General features: G+C 37.2%; 17 protein-coding genes. 9 read left to right on the top strand and 8 right to left on the bottom strand.

Features of this window, described 5'->3' with window-relative positions; genetic code table 11:
• A complete protein-coding gene (locus tag MQE36_RS12480; RefSeq protein ID WP_242936309.1) occupies positions 1-477 on the bottom strand; it encodes a MauE/DoxX family redox-associated membrane protein in 477 nt (158 codons plus the stop codon).
• Between the two features lie 255 nt (positions 478-732).
• Positions 733-2,418, bottom strand: a complete 1,686-nt coding sequence (locus MQE36_RS12485) for a helix-turn-helix domain-containing protein (RefSeq protein ID WP_242936310.1) — start codon at positions 2,416-2,418, stop codon at positions 733-735.
• A gap of 310 nt (positions 2,419-2,728) precedes the next feature.
• On the opposite strand from MQE36_RS12485, the gene MQE36_RS12490 reads away from it, so the two are divergent.
• The 4 genes from MQE36_RS12490 to MQE36_RS12505 are packed head-to-tail and all read left to right on the top strand — an operon-like array spanning position 2,729 to position 5,712.
• Positions 2,729-3,442, top strand: coding sequence for a hypothetical protein (locus tag MQE36_RS12490; RefSeq protein ID WP_242936311.1), 714 nt, complete (start codon positions 2,729-2,731; stop codon positions 3,440-3,442).
• A gap of 47 nt (positions 3,443-3,489) precedes the next feature.
• Positions 3,490-4,347 carry a helix-turn-helix domain-containing protein gene (locus MQE36_RS12495; protein ID WP_242936312.1) on the top strand — a complete coding sequence of 286 codons (858 nt, stop codon included), beginning with the start codon at positions 3,490-3,492 and terminating at the stop codon, positions 4,345-4,347.
• 2 nt (positions 4,348-4,349) lie between these two features.
• Positions 4,350-4,631 carry a helix-turn-helix domain-containing protein gene (locus MQE36_RS12500; RefSeq protein ID WP_242936313.1) on the top strand — a complete coding sequence of 94 codons (282 nt, stop codon included), beginning with the start codon at positions 4,350-4,352 and terminating at the stop codon, positions 4,629-4,631.
• A 31-nt stretch (positions 4,632-4,662) separates the two neighbouring features.
• Entirely contained in the window at positions 4,663-5,712 is a 1,050-nt protein-coding gene (locus MQE36_RS12505) for a tetratricopeptide repeat protein (RefSeq protein WP_242936314.1), read from the top strand.
• Between the two features lie 1,660 nt (positions 5,713-7,372).
• Here MQE36_RS12505 and MQE36_RS12510 read toward each other — a convergent pair.
• The 4 genes from MQE36_RS12510 to MQE36_RS12525 all read right to left on the bottom strand — a co-directional run bounded on the left by MQE36_RS12510 (position 7,373) and on the right by MQE36_RS12525 (position 9,278).
• Positions 7,373-7,546: a hypothetical protein gene (locus MQE36_RS12510; RefSeq protein WP_242936315.1), complete on the bottom strand. Its 174-nt coding sequence runs from the start codon at positions 7,544-7,546 to the stop codon at positions 7,373-7,375.
• Positions 7,536-7,805, bottom strand: a complete 270-nt coding sequence (locus tag MQE36_RS12515) for a hypothetical protein (RefSeq protein ID WP_242936316.1) — start codon at positions 7,803-7,805, stop codon at positions 7,536-7,538. Before MQE36_RS12515 ends, MQE36_RS12510 begins: the two co-directional genes overlap by 11 nt.
• A 292-nt stretch (positions 7,806-8,097) precedes the next feature.
• Positions 8,098-8,523 (bottom strand): DUF5675 family protein, encoded by a 426-nt coding sequence (locus MQE36_RS12520; protein ID WP_242936317.1) that lies wholly within the window; start codon positions 8,521-8,523, stop codon positions 8,098-8,100.
• Positions 8,523-9,278, bottom strand: a complete 756-nt coding sequence (locus tag MQE36_RS12525) for a hypothetical protein (RefSeq protein ID WP_242936318.1) — start codon at positions 9,276-9,278, stop codon at positions 8,523-8,525. Before MQE36_RS12525 ends, MQE36_RS12520 begins: the two co-directional genes overlap by 1 nt.
• A gap of 306 nt (positions 9,279-9,584) precedes the next feature.
• Here MQE36_RS12525 and MQE36_RS12530 point away from each other — a divergent pair, with 306 nt between their 5' ends.
• The 3 genes from MQE36_RS12530 (at position 9,585) to MQE36_RS12540 (ending at position 14,610) form a co-directional block, all read left to right on the top strand.
• Complete coding sequence (locus MQE36_RS12530; RefSeq protein WP_242936319.1) at positions 9,585-9,785, top strand: hypothetical protein; 201 nt, start codon at positions 9,585-9,587, stop codon at positions 9,783-9,785.
• A 1,244-nt stretch (positions 9,786-11,029) separates the two neighbouring features.
• The gene (locus tag MQE36_RS12535) at positions 11,030-12,376 is read left to right on the top strand and encodes a capsule assembly Wzi family protein (RefSeq protein WP_242936320.1); all 1,347 of its coding nucleotides are present in this window, start codon (positions 11,030-11,032) and stop codon (positions 12,374-12,376) included.
• A 1,127-nt stretch (positions 12,377-13,503) separates the two neighbouring features.
• Positions 13,504-14,610, top strand: coding sequence for a glycosyltransferase family 4 protein (locus MQE36_RS12540; RefSeq protein WP_242936321.1), 1,107 nt, complete (start codon positions 13,504-13,506; stop codon positions 14,608-14,610).
• Positions 14,611-14,986: 376 nt separating this feature from the next.
• Here the strand turns inward: MQE36_RS12540 and MQE36_RS12545 are convergent, their stop codons facing one another.
• Both MQE36_RS12545 and MQE36_RS12550 read right to left on the bottom strand, forming a co-directional pair.
• Positions 14,987-15,904, bottom strand: a complete 918-nt coding sequence (locus MQE36_RS12545) for a YeiH family protein (RefSeq protein WP_242936322.1) — start codon at positions 15,902-15,904, stop codon at positions 14,987-14,989.
• Positions 15,905-15,982: 78 nt separating this feature from the next.
• Complete coding sequence (locus tag MQE36_RS12550) at positions 15,983-16,864, bottom strand: LysR substrate-binding domain-containing protein (RefSeq protein WP_242936323.1); 882 nt, start codon at positions 16,862-16,864, stop codon at positions 15,983-15,985.
• Between the two features lie 255 nt (positions 16,865-17,119).
• On the opposite strand from MQE36_RS12550, the gene MQE36_RS12555 reads away from it, so the two are divergent.
• Together MQE36_RS12555 and MQE36_RS12560 are read left to right on the top strand one after the other, a co-directional pair.
• Positions 17,120-20,830: a two-component regulator propeller domain-containing protein gene (locus MQE36_RS12555; protein WP_242936324.1), complete on the top strand. Its 3,711-nt coding sequence runs from the start codon at positions 17,120-17,122 to the stop codon at positions 20,828-20,830.
• Between the two features lie 176 nt (positions 20,831-21,006).
• Complete coding sequence (locus MQE36_RS12560; RefSeq protein ID WP_242936325.1) at positions 21,007-24,075, top strand: SusC/RagA family TonB-linked outer membrane protein; 3,069 nt, start codon at positions 21,007-21,009, stop codon at positions 24,073-24,075.
• Positions 24,076-24,104: the final 29 nt, after the last annotated feature.

The following is a 24,104-nucleotide window of genomic DNA, read 5'->3' on the forward strand; positions in this document are numbered from 1 at the left end:
TTATACATAGTTTTTCGAAGCAAGTTGGTCTATTTGTAATTGGTGATTATCGTGTTCGATCTGATCGTTGAGTACGATAGCGATGGCTGCAAGCAGCACAAAAGCAATGTTGAAAATTAAATGTTCTGTCCACCCTAGTTGTTCCAGGATTCCTCCACAAGAGCAGGGCACAAAATCGCTGAAATTTAAAATGGCTATGATATACATTGTAAAGGCTGTCATAAGTCCTAAACTGGCATATAGAGCCACAACCCTGAGTTTATTGATGGATAATGCGATAGCCAGTATAATTTCTAAGGTTGGTATACCATAAGCTACTAAACCCGAAAAGCTTGTTAACATAGGCGATTGCCCGAGTTGCACTCTAAAAGTTTCAAATTCTACTAGCTTACTGATTCCTGCATAGGTAAACAGTATAATATACAGAAGACTGATAGCACTAACAGTATGCTGTTTATGTATAGTTGTAATTCGCATGGTGTATTGTTTTTAGTTTATATAATTATTTGCCGGGTTTTGAAACCGGGTTTGAGGGAACTAAAAACTCGATACGATTTGGGTACGAGGGAATGTATAGGCTAAATTAGAGGTTATAAATGTGGTAGGAGTAAACCTTTTTTGATAAAAAACTGACTTTTTCTGATTTTAAACGTTAAATGTTAGCGAACCTACTTTAGTGTTTTTAATATAAGGTTGATTTAAATAAAATTGAACAGAGGGTCCGATAATGATTTATTCTGATTGGTTTTTTAATTGACTAATGAAGTAGCTAGGCCAGATATGGCTTACTTTATGAAATGCATTACTAAAATGCCGGTCATTGTTAAATCCGGCCAGATCTGCCAAATAACTTATTTTGTATTCGCGTAAAAGCTTGTCTTCCTTAAGTCGGTTAATGATATAATTAATTCGGAGCTCATTAATATAGGCAACAAAATTTTTGCCTTTGTGGTATGAAATTATTTCGGAGACATACCTATGGTTGGTTTTTATACTTTCAGCTAGTCCCGATACCGAAATGTCTTTCTCAAGAAATTTGTGAGTCTTTTCAAAGGTTTCAAGCTTTTCTAAAATTTCACGTACTGTTTTTTGCTTGATACCAGGAGGGGTTTTAACCTTTGGAGCTTTTTTCTTGTTCTTTTCCTCTGGCGTATTTAAATCCATTAAGGCTTTAAATCGTTTACGATATTTTACCTGCATACGGTAATGATTAAGGATTAAAACTAAAATGGCAAATAGCGTAATACTAATAATCCACCTCCCCAAATTTTGTTGTCTTTTCTCTTGTTTTAATTGCTCCTCTATGGTTTGCTTTTCAACTATAAGTTGTTTGGTTGTGTAAGTTTTACTATCGTTAATTTTTTTAGATAAATAGGTGTAGGTTGTTTTTAAAATACTATCTACCTTTAATAATTGATCTACATAATAAAGCCTGTTCTCGGGTTGCCCTTGTGTTTCGTAATAGTTTATTACTAATTTATAGGCTGGACTTAGGTTAGGGTTAATGTAACCGGTGTTATTAAATATACTATCAACTGCTGCTAAATGAGGTATGGCTTTTTTGTTTTGATTCAGTTCCCAATAATTCTTTCCGATATAATATTGACACACACTGATATTAGGGAAATCATTTTTTTTCACAAATTCTGGTAATACCTGTCTCAAAAGTTCAATCGACATTTTGTAATTATTTACATAATAATAATTAATTCCTTTTAAAAGCTTAAAATGAGACTGTAACTTGTTTTGGTTAATCTTTTTATCGAGTTCCATACCTCGGGAATTGGTCTCTAAAGATAATCCGTAGTTATGTAATCTATTCTGACATAAAGCCAGGTAGTGTAAACTGTTAACATATGCTTGCTGAATATCTTTAATTTTAAAGAAGTTAAGGCACTTTGTAAATATCTCCTGTGCCTCTTCATAATACCCTAAATAATATTTAACCTGGGCAATGTTGTATTCAATTTTATGGTTAGTATACGTTGCTCCTAAATGATAAATAAGCTTTTTAGAAATTATAAAATGATCCAGGGCCTTCTTGTAGTTTTTATCGCTATAATAAACAATACCCTTGGTAAGATAGGATTTGCCTATTAATAAGGTATCCTTATATTTTACAGCCGATAAAATCATACTGTCGGCATACTGCAGTCGGTGTTTGGGTTTAGAATAATGTAAATAGTTTTTATAAGCATTAACGGTTTCTTTCGGATTCGTTTCTTTAATCGCTTTGTTTAAATAAGCCTTTAAATACCATTCTAATTTACTACTGTCCCTTTGTATACTTATCTTTTTATATAATGATTTATAGCTGAAGGAAAAGAAATGCTCCTTAGGTTCTATGTCGCTTATTTGTGCGTTTAAACTTAAGCTAATAAATACCACGGTGATGATGAAGAGTAGGTTACGATTCATTTAAGACTAGGTGTTAATCCGAAAAATTCCTAAAAGTACTAACACCCTTAGGTCTGGTTATGAAAAACAGGGGACTTTCAAATTTAAAATATATTGATGAAAAAACATGGATTTTTGAAGGAAAATTACATGGTTTAATTTGTGAAATTCAACGTATAATTTGCATAAAACCTGCGTAGAACTCTTTGTTTGCAATGGTTTCGAGAACTAGATTTGTTTCGAATTCATAGGTGCAACCTGCTGGTTTATAGTAGTATGTGCTAAACTTACCCGGGTAAACTTAAAAAGTGTTAATAATAAAAAGTTTACAATGAAACATACGTTAATTTTAATAGTAGCAGTACTAAGTTTTACAATGTCTTGTACTTCTAAAGAAGATATATATGCAGACTATGAAGTACAATCCAATAAGCTTCATACTGAAAAAATAACAATGAAAGTTCAGTCAAAACCAATAAATAAGCGCATGGATACTCTAGGAAGTATATATGCAATGGTTTATAAGCAAATTTTAAAATCAATCGATTCCCCTACAGAGGAAGAGAAGTTACAACATGAAGTAAAAAATAGATTAAAACCATATAAGGAGCTATTGTCTTCGCCTTCAAAAAAAAGTACGACCCAAAAAACATACACCGATATTTTCGAACAGATTAAACATTCTCAATTGTCTCCTACAGCTAAATCCAGCTTTATTAATTTCATTGAATTACTGCTATTAATGAAAAATAGGGAGGCTTATAAAATTTATCAATTTATCGAAGATTATGAAGCTGAATTAATGCAGGTATCAGCTATGGATGAAGAAGATCAACGAGTTGTATTATCTTCAACCACGATGATGAAAAGTGTCATAAGTACAACAAGCGTAGAAAAAGAGCCTACAGAAGATGACGAGGAAGTCCCGGAGGAAGATAAAGACTGGGACTTATCTATCGGAGTTTTATCAACAATTATAAATGGGAGTTTACAAAGTGATTATCGAGCGGTTAATGATACGCTGATAGCAACCTTGACGAGCTAGTTGAATACGTTGAATGCCTGAACTTTTTAACCAGGCAGGAATAGGATATGGAAGATTTTAAGGTCGATTGCATTACTATCTTGTACAATGATAAACCCTCTAATTGTGATGATGTTAGAATGCTGTTTGTTTTAGAGGGATTTATTGTAATCAAAATAGGTGATAAAGTAGTTGACCTTATTTATAATCAACTATTAATTGTACCTCCCAAGATAAATCTTTTGTACAACAGACATAAATGTGTAAAAGGTTATTATATATCCTTTTCATATACATATTATGTTACAAATGGGGTGGATTATTTAGACTCTTTTTTAAAAAATTATTTTAGAGCTGAAACATATACAAAGATCCCACTTAGTTATATGTCTTCCATACATCTGGGAAGTCTGGTTTATTATCTGCAATTACATCAAGGAGGAGATAATACTTATAATGACCTTATCGAACAGGAAATTTATTTATTGAGATTTAATCTTTTGTTGTTAGAATTGACTAACTGCCTACATCAATTTGATAAATCTCCTAAAGCCTTGTTTGATAAAAACCGTCGAATTGCTTTTGATTTCTTAAAACTTCTTGATAATTACATAACCTATAATCATAGTGTCAAGTTTTATGCGGGTAAATTAAATATAACCCCTACACAGCTTTCTAGGGTACTAAAGCGGATTACCAAGAAAACAGCAAAAGAATTTATTCAAAATGCGATAGTACAAAAAGCGAAGTTTCAATTATTGAATTCAGATTTAAAGCTGAACGAATTAGCTAGTAGATTAGGATTTAGTGACGTTATTATTTTTGGAAGATTTTTCAAGCGTCACACGGGTATAACACCATTGCATTATCGAAAAATAAATTATAAAAGAAAAAAACCAAAGCAAAAAAATAATTTAAAACCATAAATATGACCCAAATTTTACTTACTGCAGAAGATTTAGAACAATTTAAAGACGAATTGATTAACGAAGTTAAAACCCTGGTAAAGGAAGCTATAAAGCCCCCTGCCTCAATTTGGATTAAATCGGCAGAAGTTCGTGAACTCCTCAAGATTAGCAATTCTACCTTGTGTAAAATGAGAGCTAATGGCTCTATACCCTGTACCAAAGTAGGCAGCATATTCTTTTACGACCGAAATGCAATAACGAGTCTTTTAAGAGCAAATAACCCATTCGATGCAAAGGGCTGAGAAATAATACCAATCATTAAATCTATTCGAAATGAAACCGAAAATTCAAATAAAATCATATAAAAAAACAGCAAAGCAGTATTATAAAATAAAGAATTACAGAAAAGCTGCTCAGGCATATACCCAGGTTATTGAGAATAATCCTGCCCGGGCAAAACTGTATTATAAACGCGCCAAATGTTATTCCATGTTGTGGTGGAACAGAAAAGCCTTAAACGATTTAAATACCTGTGTAAAGATAGATCCGAAATACTATAAGGCTCATAGTCTTTTGGGGTATGTTTATACGGAAAAAAAAGAATACCATCTGGCAGAACTCCATTTAGATAGCTGTATGAAGCTCAATGCCGATTATCCTGCTATGTATAAATTTTTGGCGTACTTAGCCTTTGAGAAAAACGATTGCCAGGAAGCTATAGATTACCTTAGTAAAGGCCTGGTGTTAAAACCACGAAAACCTCTTTTCTATGATTTTAAAGGCTTTCTTCATGAACAAATAGATGAAAATGAAATTGCTTTAGATTATTATATAAAGGCCATCGAATTAAAACCAACTTATAAAAGAGCACATTTGCATATGGCAGAATTATTGGTTGATATGGGGAGGTTATCAGAAGCATTGCAGGTGTACGATCAATTATTGGTGTTTTATCCGGATAACGATGCTGTTTATATGGATAAAGCAACGGTGTATAAAACTTTAAGTTTGCAAGAAAAGGCTATAGAATGCTATAATAAAGCCATTCAGGTGAATAAAAAAAATGCCGATGCCTATTTCAAACGATCTGAATTATGGCTTTTAAAAGAAAACACAAAAAAAGCATTAGAAGATCTTGATTCGTGTTTATATATTAAACCTAACTATCCGGGGGTATATTATAACAGGGGACTTATTTACCTTAAAGAAAAGAATTACCATAATGCCTTATACGATTTAGGGCAGGCCATAAAAAAAAATGAAAGGCCGGCAGACGCATATTATCACAGAAGCCTGATATATAAAGAATTGGGCCAGGTAGTAAAAGCCATAGAAGATTATCATAAGGCTCATAAGCTCGATCCCGAAAGTTATAAACTATAGCCGTATCCAGAATCGCCCACTGCCGACTACCGACTATGAATCGCTTACTGTTTCACCCCATTACCTATATCAGCGTAACAACATCACACCATAACATGATAACAAGATAACTTCGTCACTTAATAACATCATCACTCGATAACAACGTTAAATAATATCCTGCCCTAGGCTGTTGACTGGAGCGTAAAGAAAATGTACAGTGTACATTTTTAGAGAACAGGTCAGACTGCCGCGCTGGGATGTATTTACTATTCGTGAGGAGCGTAAAAACCAGACGCTGCTTGAGCCTCGTAGAAAACGAGGCGAGTTGCCATTATGAGTTCTTTTTGTTTAGGTTATAAATAGCTGAGTCTGCCTGATTAAATTGTTAATGATCGAAGGTTTTCAAGAAATAGCTGTGGCTCAAGTGGAAGTGCGTCTGCGTAGCTGGAAAAGCATGGGGCGGAGCGTTAAAAACAGTCTATCAGACTGTTTTAGTGAACGAGCCAGCCGGCGCATGGAGAGACAGCAGCGGTTTTGCGGCAGCAAAAATTTCCTATAAACCTTCTTGATTTTTTGGTTCGTTTTGCATCAAGGCAAAATGAACATAAATAACACCATAACAGTATAAACTATAGCTAGGTAATAAAAAAGACTGTTTGTTAGCAATTGTCGAGAGGGTAAATCATATTCCTAACCCGCCATAGTCCTTTACAGGCGGGCACCTCATAAGTGAGAAATGTGTTAAGAATTAACCGCTGTTTGAGTCACGCCTTAGCGTGGGGAGTTCGTTTAATTTAACATTCGAGCTTCCATGAGGTCGCCGAAAAGGCAAGGCTTGATTTTTTGGTTCGTTTTGCATCAAGAACTGCGCAGCACATCATGAGAACCTTTAAAAAACAATAGACAAGGTATCGAATACAAATGCTTAGCATTCATGAGTTCCTTATCAAACAATAGAGGTCTCACGAATAAAATGAACATAAATAACACCATCATAATTAAAACCAATATACTTCTGAAACAAATTTAAAACGTTAAATAAAAAACGTTAGTTCAAAATTTCCACATATAAAAACCCGCCATAGTCCTTTACAGGCGGGCACCTCATAAGTGAGAAATGTGTTAAGAATTAAACGCTGTTTGAGTCACGCTCTAGCGTGGGGAGTTCGTTTAATTTAACATTCGAGCTTCCATGAGGTCGTCGAAAAGGCAAGGCTTGATTTTTTGGTTCGTTTTGCATCAAGGCAAAATGAACACCATAACACCATAACACCATAACACCATAACACCATAACACCATAACACCATAACACCATAACACCATAACACCATAACACCATAACACCATAACAGTATAAACTATAGCCAGGTAATATAAAAGACTGTCGTCTTTATGAAGCCATGACAAAGGAGTGCTGTGGCAATTTTTCAAAATAAAATTTCCAATGCCGGGGAGATTGTCCGTGAGATGTTTCTTGTCGGGCAAACCGTACTACACGAGGTTTCGTTAGCGATTACGATCCCTTACGTTCATTGCGAATCCACTTTGCCGGCTGTGGTAATCTCAATAGGTTAGCACTTGATTATGCACAATAATCACCAATAATTAAAACTCACTTAACCATTACCCCTAGACTACTCCCACTACCCACTGCTCACTGCCAACTGTTTCACCCCATCAACCAATCCATTTCCTTAGTTTCTTCAATAATATGGAAACTACAAAACTAACACTAGCACCTATGATAGCAGTTATCACTGTTTCCCATAGTGCTTCAGACCCAAATAAAGGCAGTACGCTAAAAAGCGTACCGCCGATAATACCATATCGGGTATTAACATCAAATTGCATGCTCCCAGATACTTTTAACAGGAGGTATATTCAGATATTCCGGATCCTCATTGTTTTTATCAACGGTAAGCTGACTTACGGAAGTCAGCACACCCCCTGCTACGGTCAGATAACCGGCAATTGTCGCAATAGTTGCAGGAATGGCAATAGGTGAAGCAACAATCGTTCCTCCAACAGTTGCTAATACCAGTCCGATGGTTCTTAAAACCTTAAAAAACTTTGGTGTGGGCGCTTTCGCCCTGGCTATAATAGTATTCATTTTTACTTTTTTTAATTAAACATTTTTTAGAGAGAATCTCATTCGTTCGATCACTTCTGAAATGAAAATATATTTTTCATTCTAGGGACAAAGCACAGACACTCATAACGAATTATAATTTATACTCAATTGGTTTCGAGATTAGCTTGTTCTGGGTTTCAGTCGATGGGCTCAATCTGACATTCTGTAACGAACAAGCTATAGAAAATCAAAAAACAGGCTTGACTTTTAGATGCTTTTGCGTCAAGAACTGGGTAGCACATCATGAGAACCTGGAAAACAATAGGCAACCTCACGAATACAAAGGAATAGTTGAAAAATCTTTCGAAACAATCCTCAAAAACAAACTGTCTTTAAACTTCCTCGACCGCTCGTAATACAATAACAACCGGTCAAGAGCAATTCTTGAAAAAACACCCCTTGCAATACCTGTCATCTGGGTTACAGGAGCCAGGCAACCTTTTAGTTCTTCCAAAGCATCATTCGCCGGATGTATTAGAATGGCATCCCTGTCAGGTACATTACATACCTGTAAATGAGGACCGAAACGATGCGTTGTTCGCAATTGTAAAGGATATAATCCATCAGGTATACAAGATATATTTCTGATGTTGTCTTTCCAGGGCAACTCGATCATAAAACAGACGAAGTTCCCGTTAAAGTAGAGAGCACCTTGGGTGCCCTCTTTAAAATGAGATCGTAATAAAATCAGCTCCATTATGGTGTGTCGATTCCAATAACATTAAGCGCATTATACGCCCCATTTTTCAGCGGATACATTTGTCCGTTCACTTCCTGGTAAAAACTGATACCCATAACTTGTAATAGGGGCAAGGTACTATTAGCCGTCACAGAAGCTATTAGATCCAGGGCTGCTATTTCCTCGGCGTTCCACGGTAGAATACCGCTCTCACTACCATCAAAAACAAAAGCATTGTTTTCAAAGTCCAGTTCTGACATCGCTGCTACCAGTTTAAAGTGGGTTGTACCCTCCGGAGCTTCAATACCAATGTTAGGAGTAAAGGCAGGTAGTTGTATTTGAAGACTTCCTGCTGCTCTGTCTGTACTAACGGTGTACGGAGTATAGAGGGAGGTATCCAGTTTCCCGTTGATATTAAAATCGAAACCTTTTAACTTACCTAACTCTCCATTTTGTAACGCCCTTAATCCACGTTCGTTGGTGGTATCTGTTTTTATGATATCCATTAAGATCTTTAGTAGTCTGCTGGTAACCCTACCGTCTTTAGCCTCCCGCATAAGGGTACGGAGAGCCATACGTATAAGTTTACCACCCTTTCCGGCTCTGCCAAATTCAGAACCGTTTTCACGGGTACGCTGAAAAGCAGGATCACTCTCAATACGTTTTTTATCGATTCCTCCTTTTTCACGAGCCACGTAGCCATCGGCGGTTTTATAAAAGGTAATATCCCCTAGGGTTCCTTTTAGTTTAATAATTCCTTTTTGTTTTGCCATGATTTAAATTTTTGATGAATGAACTCCTACGAGTCTCTCTCGTAGCGATTGAAAATGAATGTATTACTGCAGTACTTTTTCATTTATGACTCGAACTTATAATAAAGAATATTCAATAAAAAAAGTAAGAAACCATAATCGTAGTATTTAGCCGTTTATGTATGAATTAGCCGATGGGTATATTATTATATAGAATGTGTTAAAAGGTTTCCGGAGGGTGGAGATTGGTCGATTTACATGCTGATATTTAGGCTTTTACAGTTGGTTTCCTTTATATTTAAAGCATGGTTAAAGTATGGATAGAGTATGAGCAAGTATAAAAGAGTATGTATTTATCCAAAAGATATCCAACGTATCACAGGGAAAAGCATCAGAAATTCAAGAACAATTTACGGACGTATAAAAGAATATTTTGAAAAAAAACCACATCAGGTCGTTACAGTAACTGAATTTGCTATTTATATGGGGATAAAAATAGATGTCGTTAATCAATATATATTAGACTAAAGTTACCCCATAACCCCATAACAGCGTAACAACATCACTCCATAACATGATAACTCGATAACAATATAAACTGTAGTTAGATAATATAAAAGACTGTTTGTTAGCAATTGTCGAGAGGGTAAATCATACTCCAAACCCGCCATAGTCCTTTACAGGCGGGCACCTCATAAGTGAGAAATGTGTTAAGAATTAAACGCTGTTTGAGTCACGCCTTAGCGTGGGGAGTTCGTTTAATTTAACATTCGAGCTTCCATGAGGTCGTCGAAAAGGCAAGGCTTGATTTTTTGGTTCGTTTTGCATCAAGGCAAAATGAAGATCATAACAACGTAACACCATAACACCATAATATGATAACTCGATAACAGTATAAACTATAGCTAGGTAATAAAAAAACTGTTTGTTAGCAATTGTCGAGAGGGTAAATCATATTCCAAACCCGCCATAGTCCTTTACAGACGGGCACCTCATAAGTGAGAAATGTGTTAAGAATTAAACGCTGTTTGAGTCACGCCTTAGCGTGGGGAGTTCGTTTAATTTAACATTCGAGCTTCCATGAGGTCGTCGAAAAGGCAAGGCTTGATTTTTTGGTTCGTTTTGCATCAAGAACTGCGCAGCACATCATGAGAACCTTTAAAAAACAATAGACAAGGTATCGAATACAAAAGAATAAAACTCCATAACATCATAACAGTGTAACACCATATCTCGATAACAAATAAAATCCTGCCCTAGGCTGTGGCAGGCTGGGACCCACTAATTGATTATTACGTAAAATTAGGTGCTGCTTGAGCCTCGTAGAAAACGAGGCGAGTTCAGCTAATTTAGTAATGGAAATAATAGTGGGTAGCCGAACAGCTAAGGCTAGCGTTTTTTGGTTCTTTTTTAGGCAATGTAAAAAAGAATAAGGACTAATAAGAAGAAATAGGTCTATGGTATGCATTAAGGCTTGATTCTGCGGTTTAGTTTATCCTAAGCGACAGTCGAAGGGTTTTTTATCAAGAACTGCGAAGCACATCATGAGAACCTTTAAAAAACAATAGACAAGGTATCGAATACAAATGCTTAGCATTCATGAGTCTCTTATCAAACAATAGAGGTCTCACGAATAAAATGAACACGATAACATCATCACTCGATAACAACGTAACACCATAACAGTATAACAACAACATCAAAAAAAAACAGATAGTTTCATTCAATTTTATAGCTTTGCTAATCGTTTTAGGTTTTATAAAAAAGCAAGCATGAAATACAAACACATTGTACGAAGTCTATTATTAACCCTACCTACATTTTTATTAGCACAAGAAACAGAATTCAGCGGTCGTATAACACTCGGTGGTTATGCCTCTGTACGCGATTCTTTGCCTTTTTGGATGGCAAACAATACTTATGGCCGTATGGAAGAAGATACCCGTGTTATGGGACTGGCCGAAGTAAAACTACAACATCGTTTAGGTGTGCAGTCGTTTTTAGAAGCAGGAACAGGACTGTTGTTTAACGATGCCGCAGCTCCGGTATTAAGAGGCGATAGCTGGTATCTGCAATACCAGAACAAATGGTTTGGTGTCATTGGTGGGAAAAAACAACGCCCGACTACGTATGGCGGGCTATCAACTTCTGGAGAGAGTATACTGTGGTCTGATAATGCCAGGCCGTTACCGGGGGTATATGCTTATACTACAAAGCCGATAGCGTTAGGGAAGTCTGAAAAGTTTTTAATCGATGCCTATTGGGGAGAGTATCTTATGGATGATGATCGCTATGTCGATAATGCCCGCGTACATAGTAAAGGCCTCACTTTTATCTATCGGTTTAATCCAAGAACGGAATTATCGATAGGATTGGAACATGTGGCACAATGGGCAGGGACTAGTACCACAACAGGGAAGCAACCGTCAGGTTTTAAAGATTATCTAAAAATAATTACCGGGTCTTCTGGAGGAGAAGGTGCAGTAGGTGGAGATCAGATCAATGCTTTAGGTAATTCTATAGGTTCATACCGGGTACGATTTAAAAAGCAGTACGATCATTTTAATTTGGAGCTCTTCTGGAATTCGGTATTTGAAGACCGTTCCGGGAGAGAGCTTAATAACCTGCCTGATGGACGATACGGGGTGTACCTGGCAAAAAAACAACCTACAGGTTTGGTACATCATATGCTTTACGAGTTCTATTATATGAAAAGCCATAGCGACGGAGCGCCATTCTTTAGTACCGGCGATGATTATTTCAATAATTATGTTTATCAATCAGGCTGGACATACCATCAGCATACCATCGGTTCGCCGTTCTTTTTACCATATTCTAATGGAGTAGGCATTGCTAACAATCGTTTTATGGCACACCATTTAGGAATAGGAGGGAACGTTAAGGAATTGCCATACCGATTGTTGCTTAGCTATAACAGAAATTATGGCAGACGACCACGGGGTACTATTATGCAAGAAGGTAAGAATGTATTCTCCAGCCGTTTAGATCTAAAACTTCCGATACATTTTGCCGAGCTAAAGGTGCTTATGGGAGCTGATTTCGGAGAGACTTTCAAGCCTAAATATGCTGCAGGACTACAATTAGTAAAGGAGTTTTAGGAACCTCTTTTAGATCATAACAGCGTAACACCATAACAACATAACTCGATAACAGTATAAACTATAGCTAGGTAATAAAAAAGACTGTTTGTTAGCAATTGTCGAGAGGGTAAATCATATTCCAAACCCGCCATAGTCCTTTATAGGCGGGCACCTCATAAGTGAGAGATGTGTTAAGAATTAAACGCTGTTTGAGTCACGCCTTAGCGTGGGGAGTTCGTTTAATTTAACATTCGAGCTTCCATGAGGTCGTCGAAAAGGCAAGGCTTGATTTTTTGGTTCGTTTTGCATCAAGGCAAAATGAAGATCATAACACCATAACACCATAACAACGTAACATCATAACTCGATAACAGTGTAAACTATAGCTAGGTAATAAAAAAGACTGTTTGTTAGCAATTGTCGAGAGGGTAAATCATATTCCAAACCCGCTATAGTCCTTTACAGGCGGGCACCTCATAAGTGAGAAATGTGTTAAGAATTAAACGCTGTTTGGGTCACGCCCTAGCGTGGGGAGTTCGTTTAATTTAACATTCGAGCTTCCATGAGGTCGTCGAAAAGGCAAGGCTTGATTTTTTGGTTCGTTTTGCATCAAGGCAAAATGAAGATCATAACAACGTAACATCATAACTCGATAACAGTGTAAACTATAGCCAGGTAATAAAAAAGACTGTCGTCTTTATGAAGCCATGACAAAGGAGTCGCTGTGACAATTTTTCAAAATAAAATTTCCAATGCCGGGGAGATTGCCCGTGAGATGTTTTTTATCGGGCAAGCCGTACTACACGAAGTTTCGTTCGCGATTACGATCCTTTTCGTTCATTGCGAATCCACTTTGCCGGCTGTGGTAATCTCAATAGGTTAGCACTTGATTATGCACAGTAACCACCAATAATTAAAACTCACTTAACCATTACCCTAGACTACTGCCACTGCCACTGCTCACTGCCTACTGCTGACTGCCCACTGCCCACTGCTGACTGCCTACTGTCCATTGCTGACTGCCTACTGTCCATTGCTCTCTAAATAACCCTTAAAATTCCCAGAATTTTGAAGACCAGTTCAATGACTTATAAAATATCTCCTTACATTTGTTGCAACTAAACTAACTTAACTAAAGTAATTATATGTTGTGGTATACAATAGGTATCTTTTTAGGGTGCTTTATATTTACGTTACTGACCATCCCCAAGATCATTAACGTTGTAAAGTATAAAAACCTAATGGACGATCCGGGCTCGAGGAGTTCACACGAGCAAAAAACACCTACTTTGGGAGGAGTCTCCTTTTACTTGTCGTTTGTCGGTACATTGTTCTTTATAAGAAACTTTGCCGTATACGAAGAGGCCATCTATTTAATGCCGGCTCTTACTATTATTTTTATTTCCGGACTTAAAGACGATCTGGTGTCTATTAGTCCAAAGGCAAAACTGCTAGCTCAGTTTTGTGCTATTGCCTTTGTGTTGTACAATCCTTCTTTTGCTATCACTTCTTTGCATGGGTTTATGGGGATAGGTACAATTCCACAACTGGCGGGAGCAGTACTTTCTGCATTTTTTATGATCGTAGTAATCAATGCCTTTAATCTAATCGATGGTATCGATGGCCTGGCAGCTATGGTAGGATTGGTTATTTCCGGAGCATATGCATTCATATTTTATACCATAAACCAGGGGTTCTTCGTGTTGTTATGTCTGGCATTACAGGGGTGCTTATTGGCTTTTCTGTATTATAATTTGTCTGTAAAACGCAAAATTTTTATGGGAGATACGGGCTCTTTATTGGTAGGCTTTATTATAAGTCTCTTAACGATAAAGCTATTGGCCGTACCGATGGAAGACTCTTTCGCTCTGCCTTTTTTAAGAGAAAACACACCGATTATTATAATTAGTATTTTAATAGTACCCTTGCTGGATACCGCCAGGGTGTTTATCGTAAGGATATTGAACAAAAGATCCCCTTTTTCAGCGGACAGAAATCATTTACACCATTTGTTTACTGATGGCTTATTGCTCTCTCATAAACGTGCCAGTTTCTTTATCAGTGTGCTGAACCTGTTGTTTATAGGTCTTATAATGATACTGTCAAATTATTTAGGCTATAAATTGTTATTACCGGCTTTTTCATTAGCCGTGTTTTTAATTCTGTTGTACTGTATCCCCCTTAAAAAGAATAAGGAGCGTTTTGAAGAAAAGCCTGAAGCCTTAAAACGTTTAATGGAAAAGAAAAAATAATTCAAGTCTTAAAATGAAGTCCTGAGCAGAATAATACATGCTATCAGTGATATCACAGATAAAGTCGTAAATAAAGTTTAGTATCCTAACGTGGAAATAAGCAAGACTTTAATAAAATGATCCTGTATTGAACCTGGACAAAAGATGACGATCTCATAAAGCTTCCTGAAAGTTAAAATAGAGAATAACTGGAAAAGTACTTGCTTACGAGTCATGAACACTTCCGATTTCCGTTTTCATACTTCTTCTTTATTAAGATAAGATGCGAGTTAGAAGGTAAAACTGCCATAGGCTATTGCCAACTGCCAACTGCTTCACACCACAACTCGATAACAACATAACAAGATCACACCGTAACAAGATAACTCGATAACAACTACATAATATACAAAAGAGAGAATAGAGAAATAAACAACCAAAGAGATAAGGCAAGGAGAATCGGCTTCATCCCGGTAGTTTTTATTTCTTTCAGAGAGATCGTTGTTCCTATAATAAAAAGTGTTACCACGAGCAATCGCTTCGAAATAAGCACTATATACCCGGTAACCGGAATAGGGAGTATGTGAAAGCTGTTTATAACGATAGCCGTTATAAATAACAAGATAAAGTATGGGATTTTTATCTTTTCTCCTTTGGTTTTAAACATAAACATGGAAAAAACCGATAGCGGAACAATCCATAAGGTTCGAGATAGCTTTACCGTTGTTGCAATTTTTAAGGCTTCATCTCCGTAATTCATGGCTGCTCCGACTACAGAACTGGTATCGTGGATAGCTATAGCACACCAAAGTCCAAAGTCGTGCTGATTTAAATGAAAAAAACGACCGATCACAGGGAAGATAAACAGAGCCACCGAATTTAACAGAAAAATGACTGCCAAAGCAATACTGATGGTCTTTCCTTTGGCCTTTATAACGGGCGATATGGCTGCAATGGCACTTCCCCCGCAAATAGACGTTCCCGAAGTAATTAAATGGCCTAATTGCCTGTCTAACTTAAATCCTTTAGTGAGTAGCAAGCCTAAAGTAACCGTAAGGATGATCGATAAGAAAGTCAGTTCCAGTCCTTCCAGTCCGGTCTGTATCGTTTCTTTTAAAAACATTCCAAAACCTAAACCAACAACAGATAGTTTAAGAAAGAATTGTATGGCTTTATGACTGTAAGTTTCATACGGATTATTAAAGAACAATGTAAATAGAAATCCGAGTATGAGAGCGAGTACACTACTGATTAACCCCGACAAGGCTAACAGGATAATAGCTATAAAAAGTAATCTGGTTATGGTAACTTTCATGTCGATCATATTTTCAGACACAAAAGTATGGTGAGCATAGGGCTTATGAGCAATTCAATTAATTATGCCGTATAACTTTTAGTTATGCTCTTGCTGAATAAAATTGGCTATATAATCCATTACATCCGACTGAAATCCGGTGCGTGAAACAAAGTAAAACCATCTTTCCATAGTAACATCCCTAATGTCAATTACCCTGAGTTTATTGTTTATCAGGTCTTCAGTTACTGAATTAATCGATAACAGGGCGTAGTCATTAGAATAATATAAATAATTTCTAATAGCTTCTGTACTGCTGAAACTGGCTACGTTATTAAGTTTCTTCTTTTTTGGAATATGCAGGGTTTTATTGATGATCTCTTTAGTTCCTGATCCGGATTCTCTTCCGACAATCGGGATTTCCATCAAAGTAGACTTATCTATAACTCCATTTTTGAAATCTTTGTTTCTCACGTTGGTAACCAGAACAATCTCGTCTTTTATCAGCTTTCTGTATTGCAACTGTGGATTTGTGTTCTTGCCTTCAGTAATACCAAAATCCAGTTGCCGGTCTGTGATTAAAGTTTCAATAGTTTCAGAATTTCCACTCCTTAGCTCAAAGTCAATGTCGGGGAATTTAGCACGGAACCTGGCAATAACTTTCGGTAGAATGTAATTTCCTATAGTGGTACTGGCACCTAAATGAATTATATCGGGCAGTATTTTCTGTTGCTTTAAAAAGTGATTTTCCATTTCGGAATAAACATCCAGGATCTTGTTTACATAAACCAGAAACAGCTTTCCATCTTCGGTAAGCTCAATAGAATTCCTTTTACGGATAAAAAAAGTGGTCTTATGCTCCAGTTCGATATTACGGATAGCTTTCGATATGGCCGGTTGTGAAATGTATAACTTTTCGGCAGCCCTGGTAAAACTGCAATAGTGAGCAACAGTTTTAAAAATGGTTAGCTTATTTTTCATCTGATTATGATAAAAGCACTTCATTAATATTTATATCAAAGGTGCAAAAAAAGGACGGATAAATTTATATCATTAACGACTGTAAAATTTAACAGCGTTATTCATAACAAAATTGGTTCATGGCAGATAGACGCTAAAATGATTCAGGAATATTTAACCTTTAGATAAACATAGTTTAATTCTGTCCTTAAAATAAACTTAAGGGGCAAATGTAATTTTACATGTTCGCATTATTTGAATTGATGAAATTGTTTTATGAGGTTAATTTTTTATTTTTTTCTTTTCACTGTTTCCGGTTTTAGTCAATCTTTAAAATTCAAAACCCTGACTACAAAAGACGGATTATCTAATAATTCGGTGAATGATATTATCGGTGATAATAAAGGAAGGTTGTGGATAGCGACCTGGGATGGACTTAATCGGTATGATAGTAAAGACTTTAAAAGCTATAAACATATCGACAATGATTCTACTTCTCTCGCCGGTAATGTAATTTATGTTTTGCAAAAAGACGGGGATGGTAAGATTTGGTGTCTTACTGATAATAATACGGTAAGCCGGTTAAGTGAAAAAGGGACTTTTGAAAATTATTCTTTTAATGAAGATCCCGTCGATCTTCAGTTATCGAAAGATAATAATCTGGTGGTTGTTACTGAAAATGGGCGATATTATAAGTTTAACAATACAGGGTTTTCAGAAATGGAACCGGAACAGGTAAATGCACCCGGTTCGGCCTTATACGAAAAGCTGTTGCAAAATCAATACCCGGATGTTTTTATCAATGAAGCATATCAGGATAGAAAAGGCAACATCTGGTATGCCACGAGAAAAAGCGGACTTTTTGTAATTAGAAACAAGGAAGTTAATATTCATAATATGCATATTGAACATTATATGTACGATCTGTATAACCCTTATAGTCTTGCCGGGAATGAGATAGAAAAGATATATGAGGATGACTTCGGAAATATCTGGTTAGGACATAAAGACGGCGGACTCAGTATGGCCTTTACGGGTTCTGAACATATAAATACAATAGCTCCGCATCCTGAAACATTTAGGCAGCTACCAGGTGAAACGGTAAGAGCTGTTACCATGGATAAAAATAATGAACTTTGGCTGGGGTATTACACCAGGGGACTCTATAAATATAATAAGGATCAAAGAGATTTTGTTAAGGCGCCCCTGAAAAGAGCTGAAACCAATAAAGACTGGGAACGGATTCGTAGTTTATATACCGGAAAGGATGGCTCCGTTTGGGTGGGGACTTATGCCGGACTTGTCCGTATTAAAGAAAAAGATACCGCCTGCTATAGTGCTGAAGATAACCCCCTTCTGCCGGCTAACAGAATTTATGCAGTAACAGAAACGAAGAACAATAAATTATGGGTGGCATGTTGGGGAGGAGTGGCCCTTTTTGATGTAAAAGAAAACAAATTTGAAGACTTTAAGGGTAGGGAGAAATTAAAATCATATCACATCAGGGATATTGTCACTTCCGGCAATGAACTGGCATTGGCTACAGAGGATCATGGCGTAATTCTGTTTAACCCGAATAATGGGAGTAAACGCCATTTAACAACGGCTCAGGGGCTATCCGGAAATAGTATATATGACATTCATAAAGATCAGTCGAGCGGTTATTACTGGATAGCAGCTCTGGGAGGCGTAACAGTTTTTGATCCTCAAAAAGGAGTGGTAAAGGTTATTTCTGAGAAAGAAGGATTGCCGAGTCACATGGTATATAGTGTAATCCCGAATGGCAGGCATATATGGATAAGTACAACCAAGGGAATCGCCGCAATTTATAAAGACAATTACAAGGTAAATGTTTTAAACCCGGAGGAAGGGTGGCAGGCACCTGAGTTTTCCGAGGGAGCATATTATCAGGATGCCAAGGGGGTGTTGTATTTCGGTGGAATTAACGGACTTAATTATTTTGCTCCTGAACTCATCGGATTCAATAAAACACTACCCGCGCTTACCTTCGAAATAGACGGAATGAATAATGATAAAATGTATATTGAAAAATCATATGCAGAAAATCATATCAGCCTGAATATAGTTCCGGTTTCGTATCGGAAAAATTTTGAGAATGAGGTATTATACAGATTAACAGGTCTGGACAAAGATTGGAAAGTATTTAAAGGAAACCCTGTTCTGTACAAAGACTTGTCGCCGGGGGCATATACACTGGAATTGAAAAATAGCACGAGTAATTCCGGAATGCCTGAATCTCAAGTGAAAGTCATTATTTCGCCCCCATTTTATAAGTCGTCCTGGTTTGTTTGGGTTTTGGTAACGGGAGGGCTTCTGTTCGTAACGCTTGGTTTTTTATATAAGATCCGTAAAGATAAAATCTACAAAGAAAAGCTTAGGGCAAAGATCAATGAGCGAACGGCTGTTATTGACAGCCAGAAGAAAGACCTTATTAAGGTAAATAAGGTGCTGGAAGATCAGAATCGTAAAATATACAGACAAAAGGAAGAAGTGTTGGCATTACACCATCAGTTAAAAAATGAAGATTTTGAGATCGAGAAATTTAAAACGTTTGTACTGGCCGGGTTTAAAAAACCTTTAATGCAAATACTGCAACAGAGCCAGGATGACAGTATTCCGTCTGAAGTACAGACATCTCTTGTTCATCAAACCCGGATAATGATGGACGCATTAATAGAATGGGATTTTTTGGCACAGGTGAATCATATTGATGTTTCTGAAAAATCACTGGTAAAGGTCAATACCGTATTAATTGACTTAACCAAAAATCAGGAACAACAATTACTGAAATCGGGTATAAATTTAAGTTACCAGATACATGTCGGGGAAGCATGGGTAACTATAGACTTGTTACAATTTAAACTCTTGTTCAAGTATCTTTTTAACGACCTTATTAAATATAGCAATCGGGGCAGTAACATATGTTTAGCTTGTTTTCTTAAAGATGAAAAGCTGGTGTTGCATATAAATTCTGATAGTGAATTATTACAGGAAAATACGGAAGGTCTAAAACGCTATAGCCCTTATTACAATGCAGTAAAAAAACTGTTATTGCAGTTAGCAGGGAATATAGCTGTAAAAACGTCAAAGGAAGCTGGTGTTACGATGGTATTGGAAGTTCCTTGCTCTGTTTCTAAACCAGGAAAAGATTCAGTAATACAATGGAACCACCTGGGAATGATTGACGAGTTGCCAAACGATAAACAAAATATTCTGATATTGAGTAAGGAGGTTAATTATAAGATTTTAGAATCTTTATTAAACGGAGAGGGATACCACCTGATTTTTGAGAACAGCATTGAAAAAATAACTTCTGCCTTCGCAAACCTTAATATCGATCTGTTGGTTATGTACGATGTAAAACTAAATGGCGAAATTTTACAGTTTTTAGAGGAACAAAAGAAAACTAAAAAATCAGCCCGTTGTCCCATCCTTTTTATTTCAGAAGAAATAGGCTATTTTCAAATGGAGCAGGCTACCGAATTGGGGATTGATACGGCAATTCAATTGCCGGTGAGCAAAAGTTTCATCCAGGCAAAATTCACCAACCTGCTGAGGGGGAGAAAAGCCTTGCTGGAAGAAAAAAGTAGCTTGACGTGGTTCGCAAAACATAAAGAGGATCAGTTGCTCTCGCCCAACGAAAAGCTGGTTAAAAAAGGCCTTTCCTGTATGCATGAAAGTATGCATGATCATACCTTTAACATAGAGCGTCTTCAGGAGAAACTAGAGATATCAAGAGTTAAATGTTATCGCGTGTTTAAAGAAGTGCTTAATCAATCACCTTCCGATGTACTTATTAACTTAAGGATGCAAAAAGCACAGTACCTGCTGGACCAAAATACTTTAAACATATCTGAAATCAGTTTTGAATGTGGCTTTGCCAATCCGAAATATTTCAGCAGACAATTTAAAAAGCACTTCAATTGCAGTCCCAAAGTATATAAAGATCAAAAGAAACCAGCCTGAAAGTTAGCCTCAGATTAGGGCAATGTTAGCAAAAAGTTATTGAAACAAATGTGTGATAATTAAGGAGGATTTGTGTGAGTTTTTGAAACATAGATGAACCTTTTTGAAACTATTTGACCCCTCTCGGCGGTCATCTTGAGATACATTCGCTCCAGAATCAAAACCAATTTATCACAATGAAAAAACACTATTTGTTTATGTTGCTATTATATGTCGGAATGGTTTCCGGAGTGGCGGCACAAACTATTTTAAAAGGAACTGTTGTTTCTAAAACCGACAGCGCCCCCGTTCCGGGAGCGACTGTTATTGCAAATGGGCAAAGTCAGAATGGAGTAGCTACCGATTTTGACGGCAAATTTACATTAAGCGTAAATGAGGAAGAAGGTACCATAACGGTTTCGTCTATCGGATTCAAGACAATTCAGCTCGTTTATTCCGGAGACCAGGAGTTTTCTCTAGAACTAGAGGAAGAGGTGAGTGCCTTAGATGAGGTAGTTCTTATAGGGTATGGAACCGCCAAAAAGAGCGACATTACCTCGGCTATTTCAACGGTGGAGAATATCGAATCGATTTCCAGCCGGCCGGTTTCAACGCTGAGCGATTTCCTTCAGGGGAATGTTCCGGGGGTTACGGTATTACAACAAGGTGGTGATCCTTCTCAAAACGGACGAATTGTTATAAGAGGGTACGGGTCTTTTGCAGATGAAGCTCCACTGACCGTTGTTGATGGAGTGCCTTATTACGGACCTGCAATAAATCCTAACGACATCGCTTCGGTGTCGATTTTGAAAGACGCCGCAGCGGCAGCTATTTATGGAGCACAGGCGGCATCGGGGGTAATTGTGATTGAAACTAAAAAAGGGAAAAAAGGAAAGCCGAGAATTAATTTTGACCTTTACAGTGGAATCCAGTCAGCTTCTAATTTACCAACGCCTCTTAATGCTCAGCAACAGGCAGATGTATACAATAGAGCTGCCGATAATTCCGGTGCTCCAAGACAGTCTGCTCACAATGCAGAGCAAAATCCGTGGGGACAGGTAACCCGAACAAACTGGATGGATGCCATTTTTAGAACAGGAGCCATTTATAATGCAAATATGAATATAAACGGAGCTTCTGATAAGGTGAACTATATGACTTCTTTCGGTTATAATAAGAAAGAAGGATTGTTATTAGGTACTTTTTCAGAACGTTTTTCTTTCAGGGTTAAAACAGATATAGATTTAACGGATAATATTACTATTGGAGAAAATGTATATTATTCGAGAAGCGAAGCGGTAGGTACGAATTCAACAAGTTCATATTCAGGAAGTATTATCAATGCTTTGTATATGCCGTCAGCAGCTCCGGTTCGTGATGAGAATGGAAACTTTAGCGGAGTGGTACCGGAAAGGCTGTCGAATTTTGCGGGGGCTTACGGAGATGTTTATAACCCTGTGGCATTATTGTTACGTCCTGATATCACGAATCCGGTGAATTACCTGAATGCAAATGTATATCTTAATTACAATATTGCCAATGGACTAAAGTTTAAGACAAGCTATAGCTATAGCAGTACCAATACCAAGTATAAGAAATTCTCGCCGAGAATTCCTGAATTAGGAAGAACAAACCTCAATAATTACTTATATCAGAGTTATTCGGATACCAATCGTTGGGTGTGGGATAATCAGTTGAGTTATAAGAAAAGCTTTGGAGACCATAACCTCGACCTTACAGCTATTTATTCATCTCAATTTACAGATTACGAGTATTTTTTCCAGCAGGGAGAAGGGTTTAGCAATGAAGAACCTTTTAACCAGTATATGTCAAATGCTTCAGTGATCAGGACTCCGGAAACGGATGTATACGAAGATGCTTTAACTTCTGCTATCGGAAGGGCCATGTATAATTATAAGAACAAGTATTTTTTATCAGGAAGTATCCGCAGGGATGAAACCTCGCGTCTTGCAAAAGAAAACCAGGCGGATTATTTTCCATCGGCTTCCGCAGCGTGGAAGATATCAGGTGAAGATTTCTTCGATGTCGCCGCTGTTAATAGCCTGAAATTAAGAGCTTCCTGGGGGCAGATAGGTAATATTAACTCTGTTGGTTACTATTCATTTGATGTGCCTCTTAACACGACTACCGTTATTTTGGGAGCAGACGGTTCCCTCGACGATAAGGGAACTTATGTGGGAAGACAGTCGAATCCGAACCTTAAATGGGAAATATCAGAGTCATTGGATTTTGGTATTGATGCAAGTTTATTTAATAATAAACTCTCTATTGTAGCCGATTATTTCGAGAAGACGACAAAAGGAATGATCATCCCCGGTCTGGAAGATCTTCATCAGGGAACTACGGCTGCCGATGTAAATGGTGGAGAAGTAAAAAATACAGGTTATGAGGTGGCAGTTTCTTATAAGGATCAGGCAGGTGATTTACGCTATAGCATTAGTGCCAATGCCAGTTTCCTCGATAATAAATTGGTTAACCTTGATGGTTACAATAGTAGTGGTATCGATTACATAGCACATTCAGATAATGTAAGGAGTACTTTGTATCCGTACAGGTCTGTAGTTGGAAGAGAACTGTATTCAACATATCTGATACCGTACCTGGGAATCTTTCAGTCGCAGGATGAGATTGATGCACATAGTAAAGACGGCGCATTGATACAACCGAACGCAGTACCGGGCGACTTTAAATTTCAGGACACTAATAACGACGGTAAAATAGATAACAACGACCGTGTTTTTATGGATAGCTATCTGCCTGAGGTTACTTATAATGTGGGGCTGAATTTTGAATATAAAGGATTTGATCTGAATATGATATTACAGGGTGTTGGTGGTGTTAAGGTGTTCAATGCGTATAAGTTTACCGCATACAATGCTTCACAACAGGGCTATAACCTCGATAACAGGGTATTGAATGCATGGACTCCGGAAAATACAAGTACAGATATTCCGAGATTGTCTACACAGGATAATAACCAGACCTATGGTACAACTTCCAGCTGGTATCTTGAAGATGCTTCATATTTGAGATTTAAAAATATAACACTGGGTTATACAGTACCACAAAAAGCCATAGGGTCTTTACTGGAGAATTCATCTTTAAGAGTCTACCTCTCGGCTGAAAACTTATTGACGATCACCAATTATAGCGGGATGGATCCGGAAGTCGGAGGCAAGGGACTGGATGTCGGAAAATATCCTCCTGCAAGGACCATAACTGCCGGTTTATCATTATCACTTTAACGAAATAAAAAGACAGATCGATGAAACGA

The organism is Zhouia spongiae (assembly GCF_022760175.1).
Lineage (GTDB): Bacteria > Bacteroidota > Bacteroidia > Flavobacteriales > Flavobacteriaceae > Zhouia > Zhouia spongiae.

Bases quoted from the DNA above. Each gene is read 5' to 3' on its own strand.
- MQE36_RS12480 (WP_242936309.1), bottom strand. From the start codon at position 477: ATGCGAATTACAACTATACATAAACAGCATACTGTTAGTGCTATCAGT.
- MQE36_RS12485 (WP_242936310.1), bottom strand. From the start codon at position 2,418: ATGAATCGTAACCTACTCTTCATCATCACCGTGGTATTTATTAGCTTA.
- MQE36_RS12525 (WP_242936318.1), bottom strand. From the start codon at position 9,278: ATGGCAAAACAAAAAGGAATTATTAAACTAAAAGGAACCCTAGGGGAT.
- MQE36_RS12490 (WP_242936311.1), top strand. From the start codon at position 2,729: ATGAAACATACGTTAATTTTAATAGTAGCAGTACTAAGTTTTACAATG.
- MQE36_RS12505 (WP_242936314.1), top strand. From the start codon at position 4,663: ATGAAACCGAAAATTCAAATAAAATCATATAAAAAAACAGCAAAGCAG.
- MQE36_RS12530 (WP_242936319.1), top strand. From the start codon at position 9,585: ATGAGCAAGTATAAAAGAGTATGTATTTATCCAAAAGATATCCAACGT.
- MQE36_RS12535 (WP_242936320.1), top strand. From the start codon at position 11,030: ATGAAATACAAACACATTGTACGAAGTCTATTATTAACCCTACCTACA.
- MQE36_RS12555 (WP_242936324.1), top strand. From the start codon at position 17,120: ATGAGGTTAATTTTTTATTTTTTTCTTTTCACTGTTTCCGGTTTTAGT.
- MQE36_RS12515 (WP_242936316.1), bottom strand. From the start codon at position 7,805: ATGAATACTATTATAGCCAGGGCGAAAGCGCCCACACCAAAGTTTTTT.
- MQE36_RS12545 (WP_242936322.1), bottom strand. From the start codon at position 15,904: ATGAAAGTTACCATAACCAGATTACTTTTTATAGCTATTATCCTGTTA.
- MQE36_RS12495 (WP_242936312.1), top strand. From the start codon at position 3,490: ATGGAAGATTTTAAGGTCGATTGCATTACTATCTTGTACAATGATAAA.
- MQE36_RS12550 (WP_242936323.1), bottom strand. From the start codon at position 16,864: ATGAAAAATAAGCTAACCATTTTTAAAACTGTTGCTCACTATTGCAGT.
- MQE36_RS12560 (WP_242936325.1), top strand. From the start codon at position 21,007: ATGAAAAAACACTATTTGTTTATGTTGCTATTATATGTCGGAATGGTT.
- MQE36_RS12500 (WP_242936313.1), top strand. From the start codon at position 4,350: ATGACCCAAATTTTACTTACTGCAGAAGATTTAGAACAATTTAAAGAC.
- MQE36_RS12540 (WP_242936321.1), top strand. From the start codon at position 13,504: ATGTTGTGGTATACAATAGGTATCTTTTTAGGGTGCTTTATATTTACG.
- MQE36_RS12520 (WP_242936317.1), bottom strand. From the start codon at position 8,523: ATGGAGCTGATTTTATTACGATCTCATTTTAAAGAGGGCACCCAAGGT.
- MQE36_RS12510 (WP_242936315.1), bottom strand. From the start codon at position 7,546: ATGCAATTTGATGTTAATACCCGATATGGTATTATCGGCGGTACGCTT.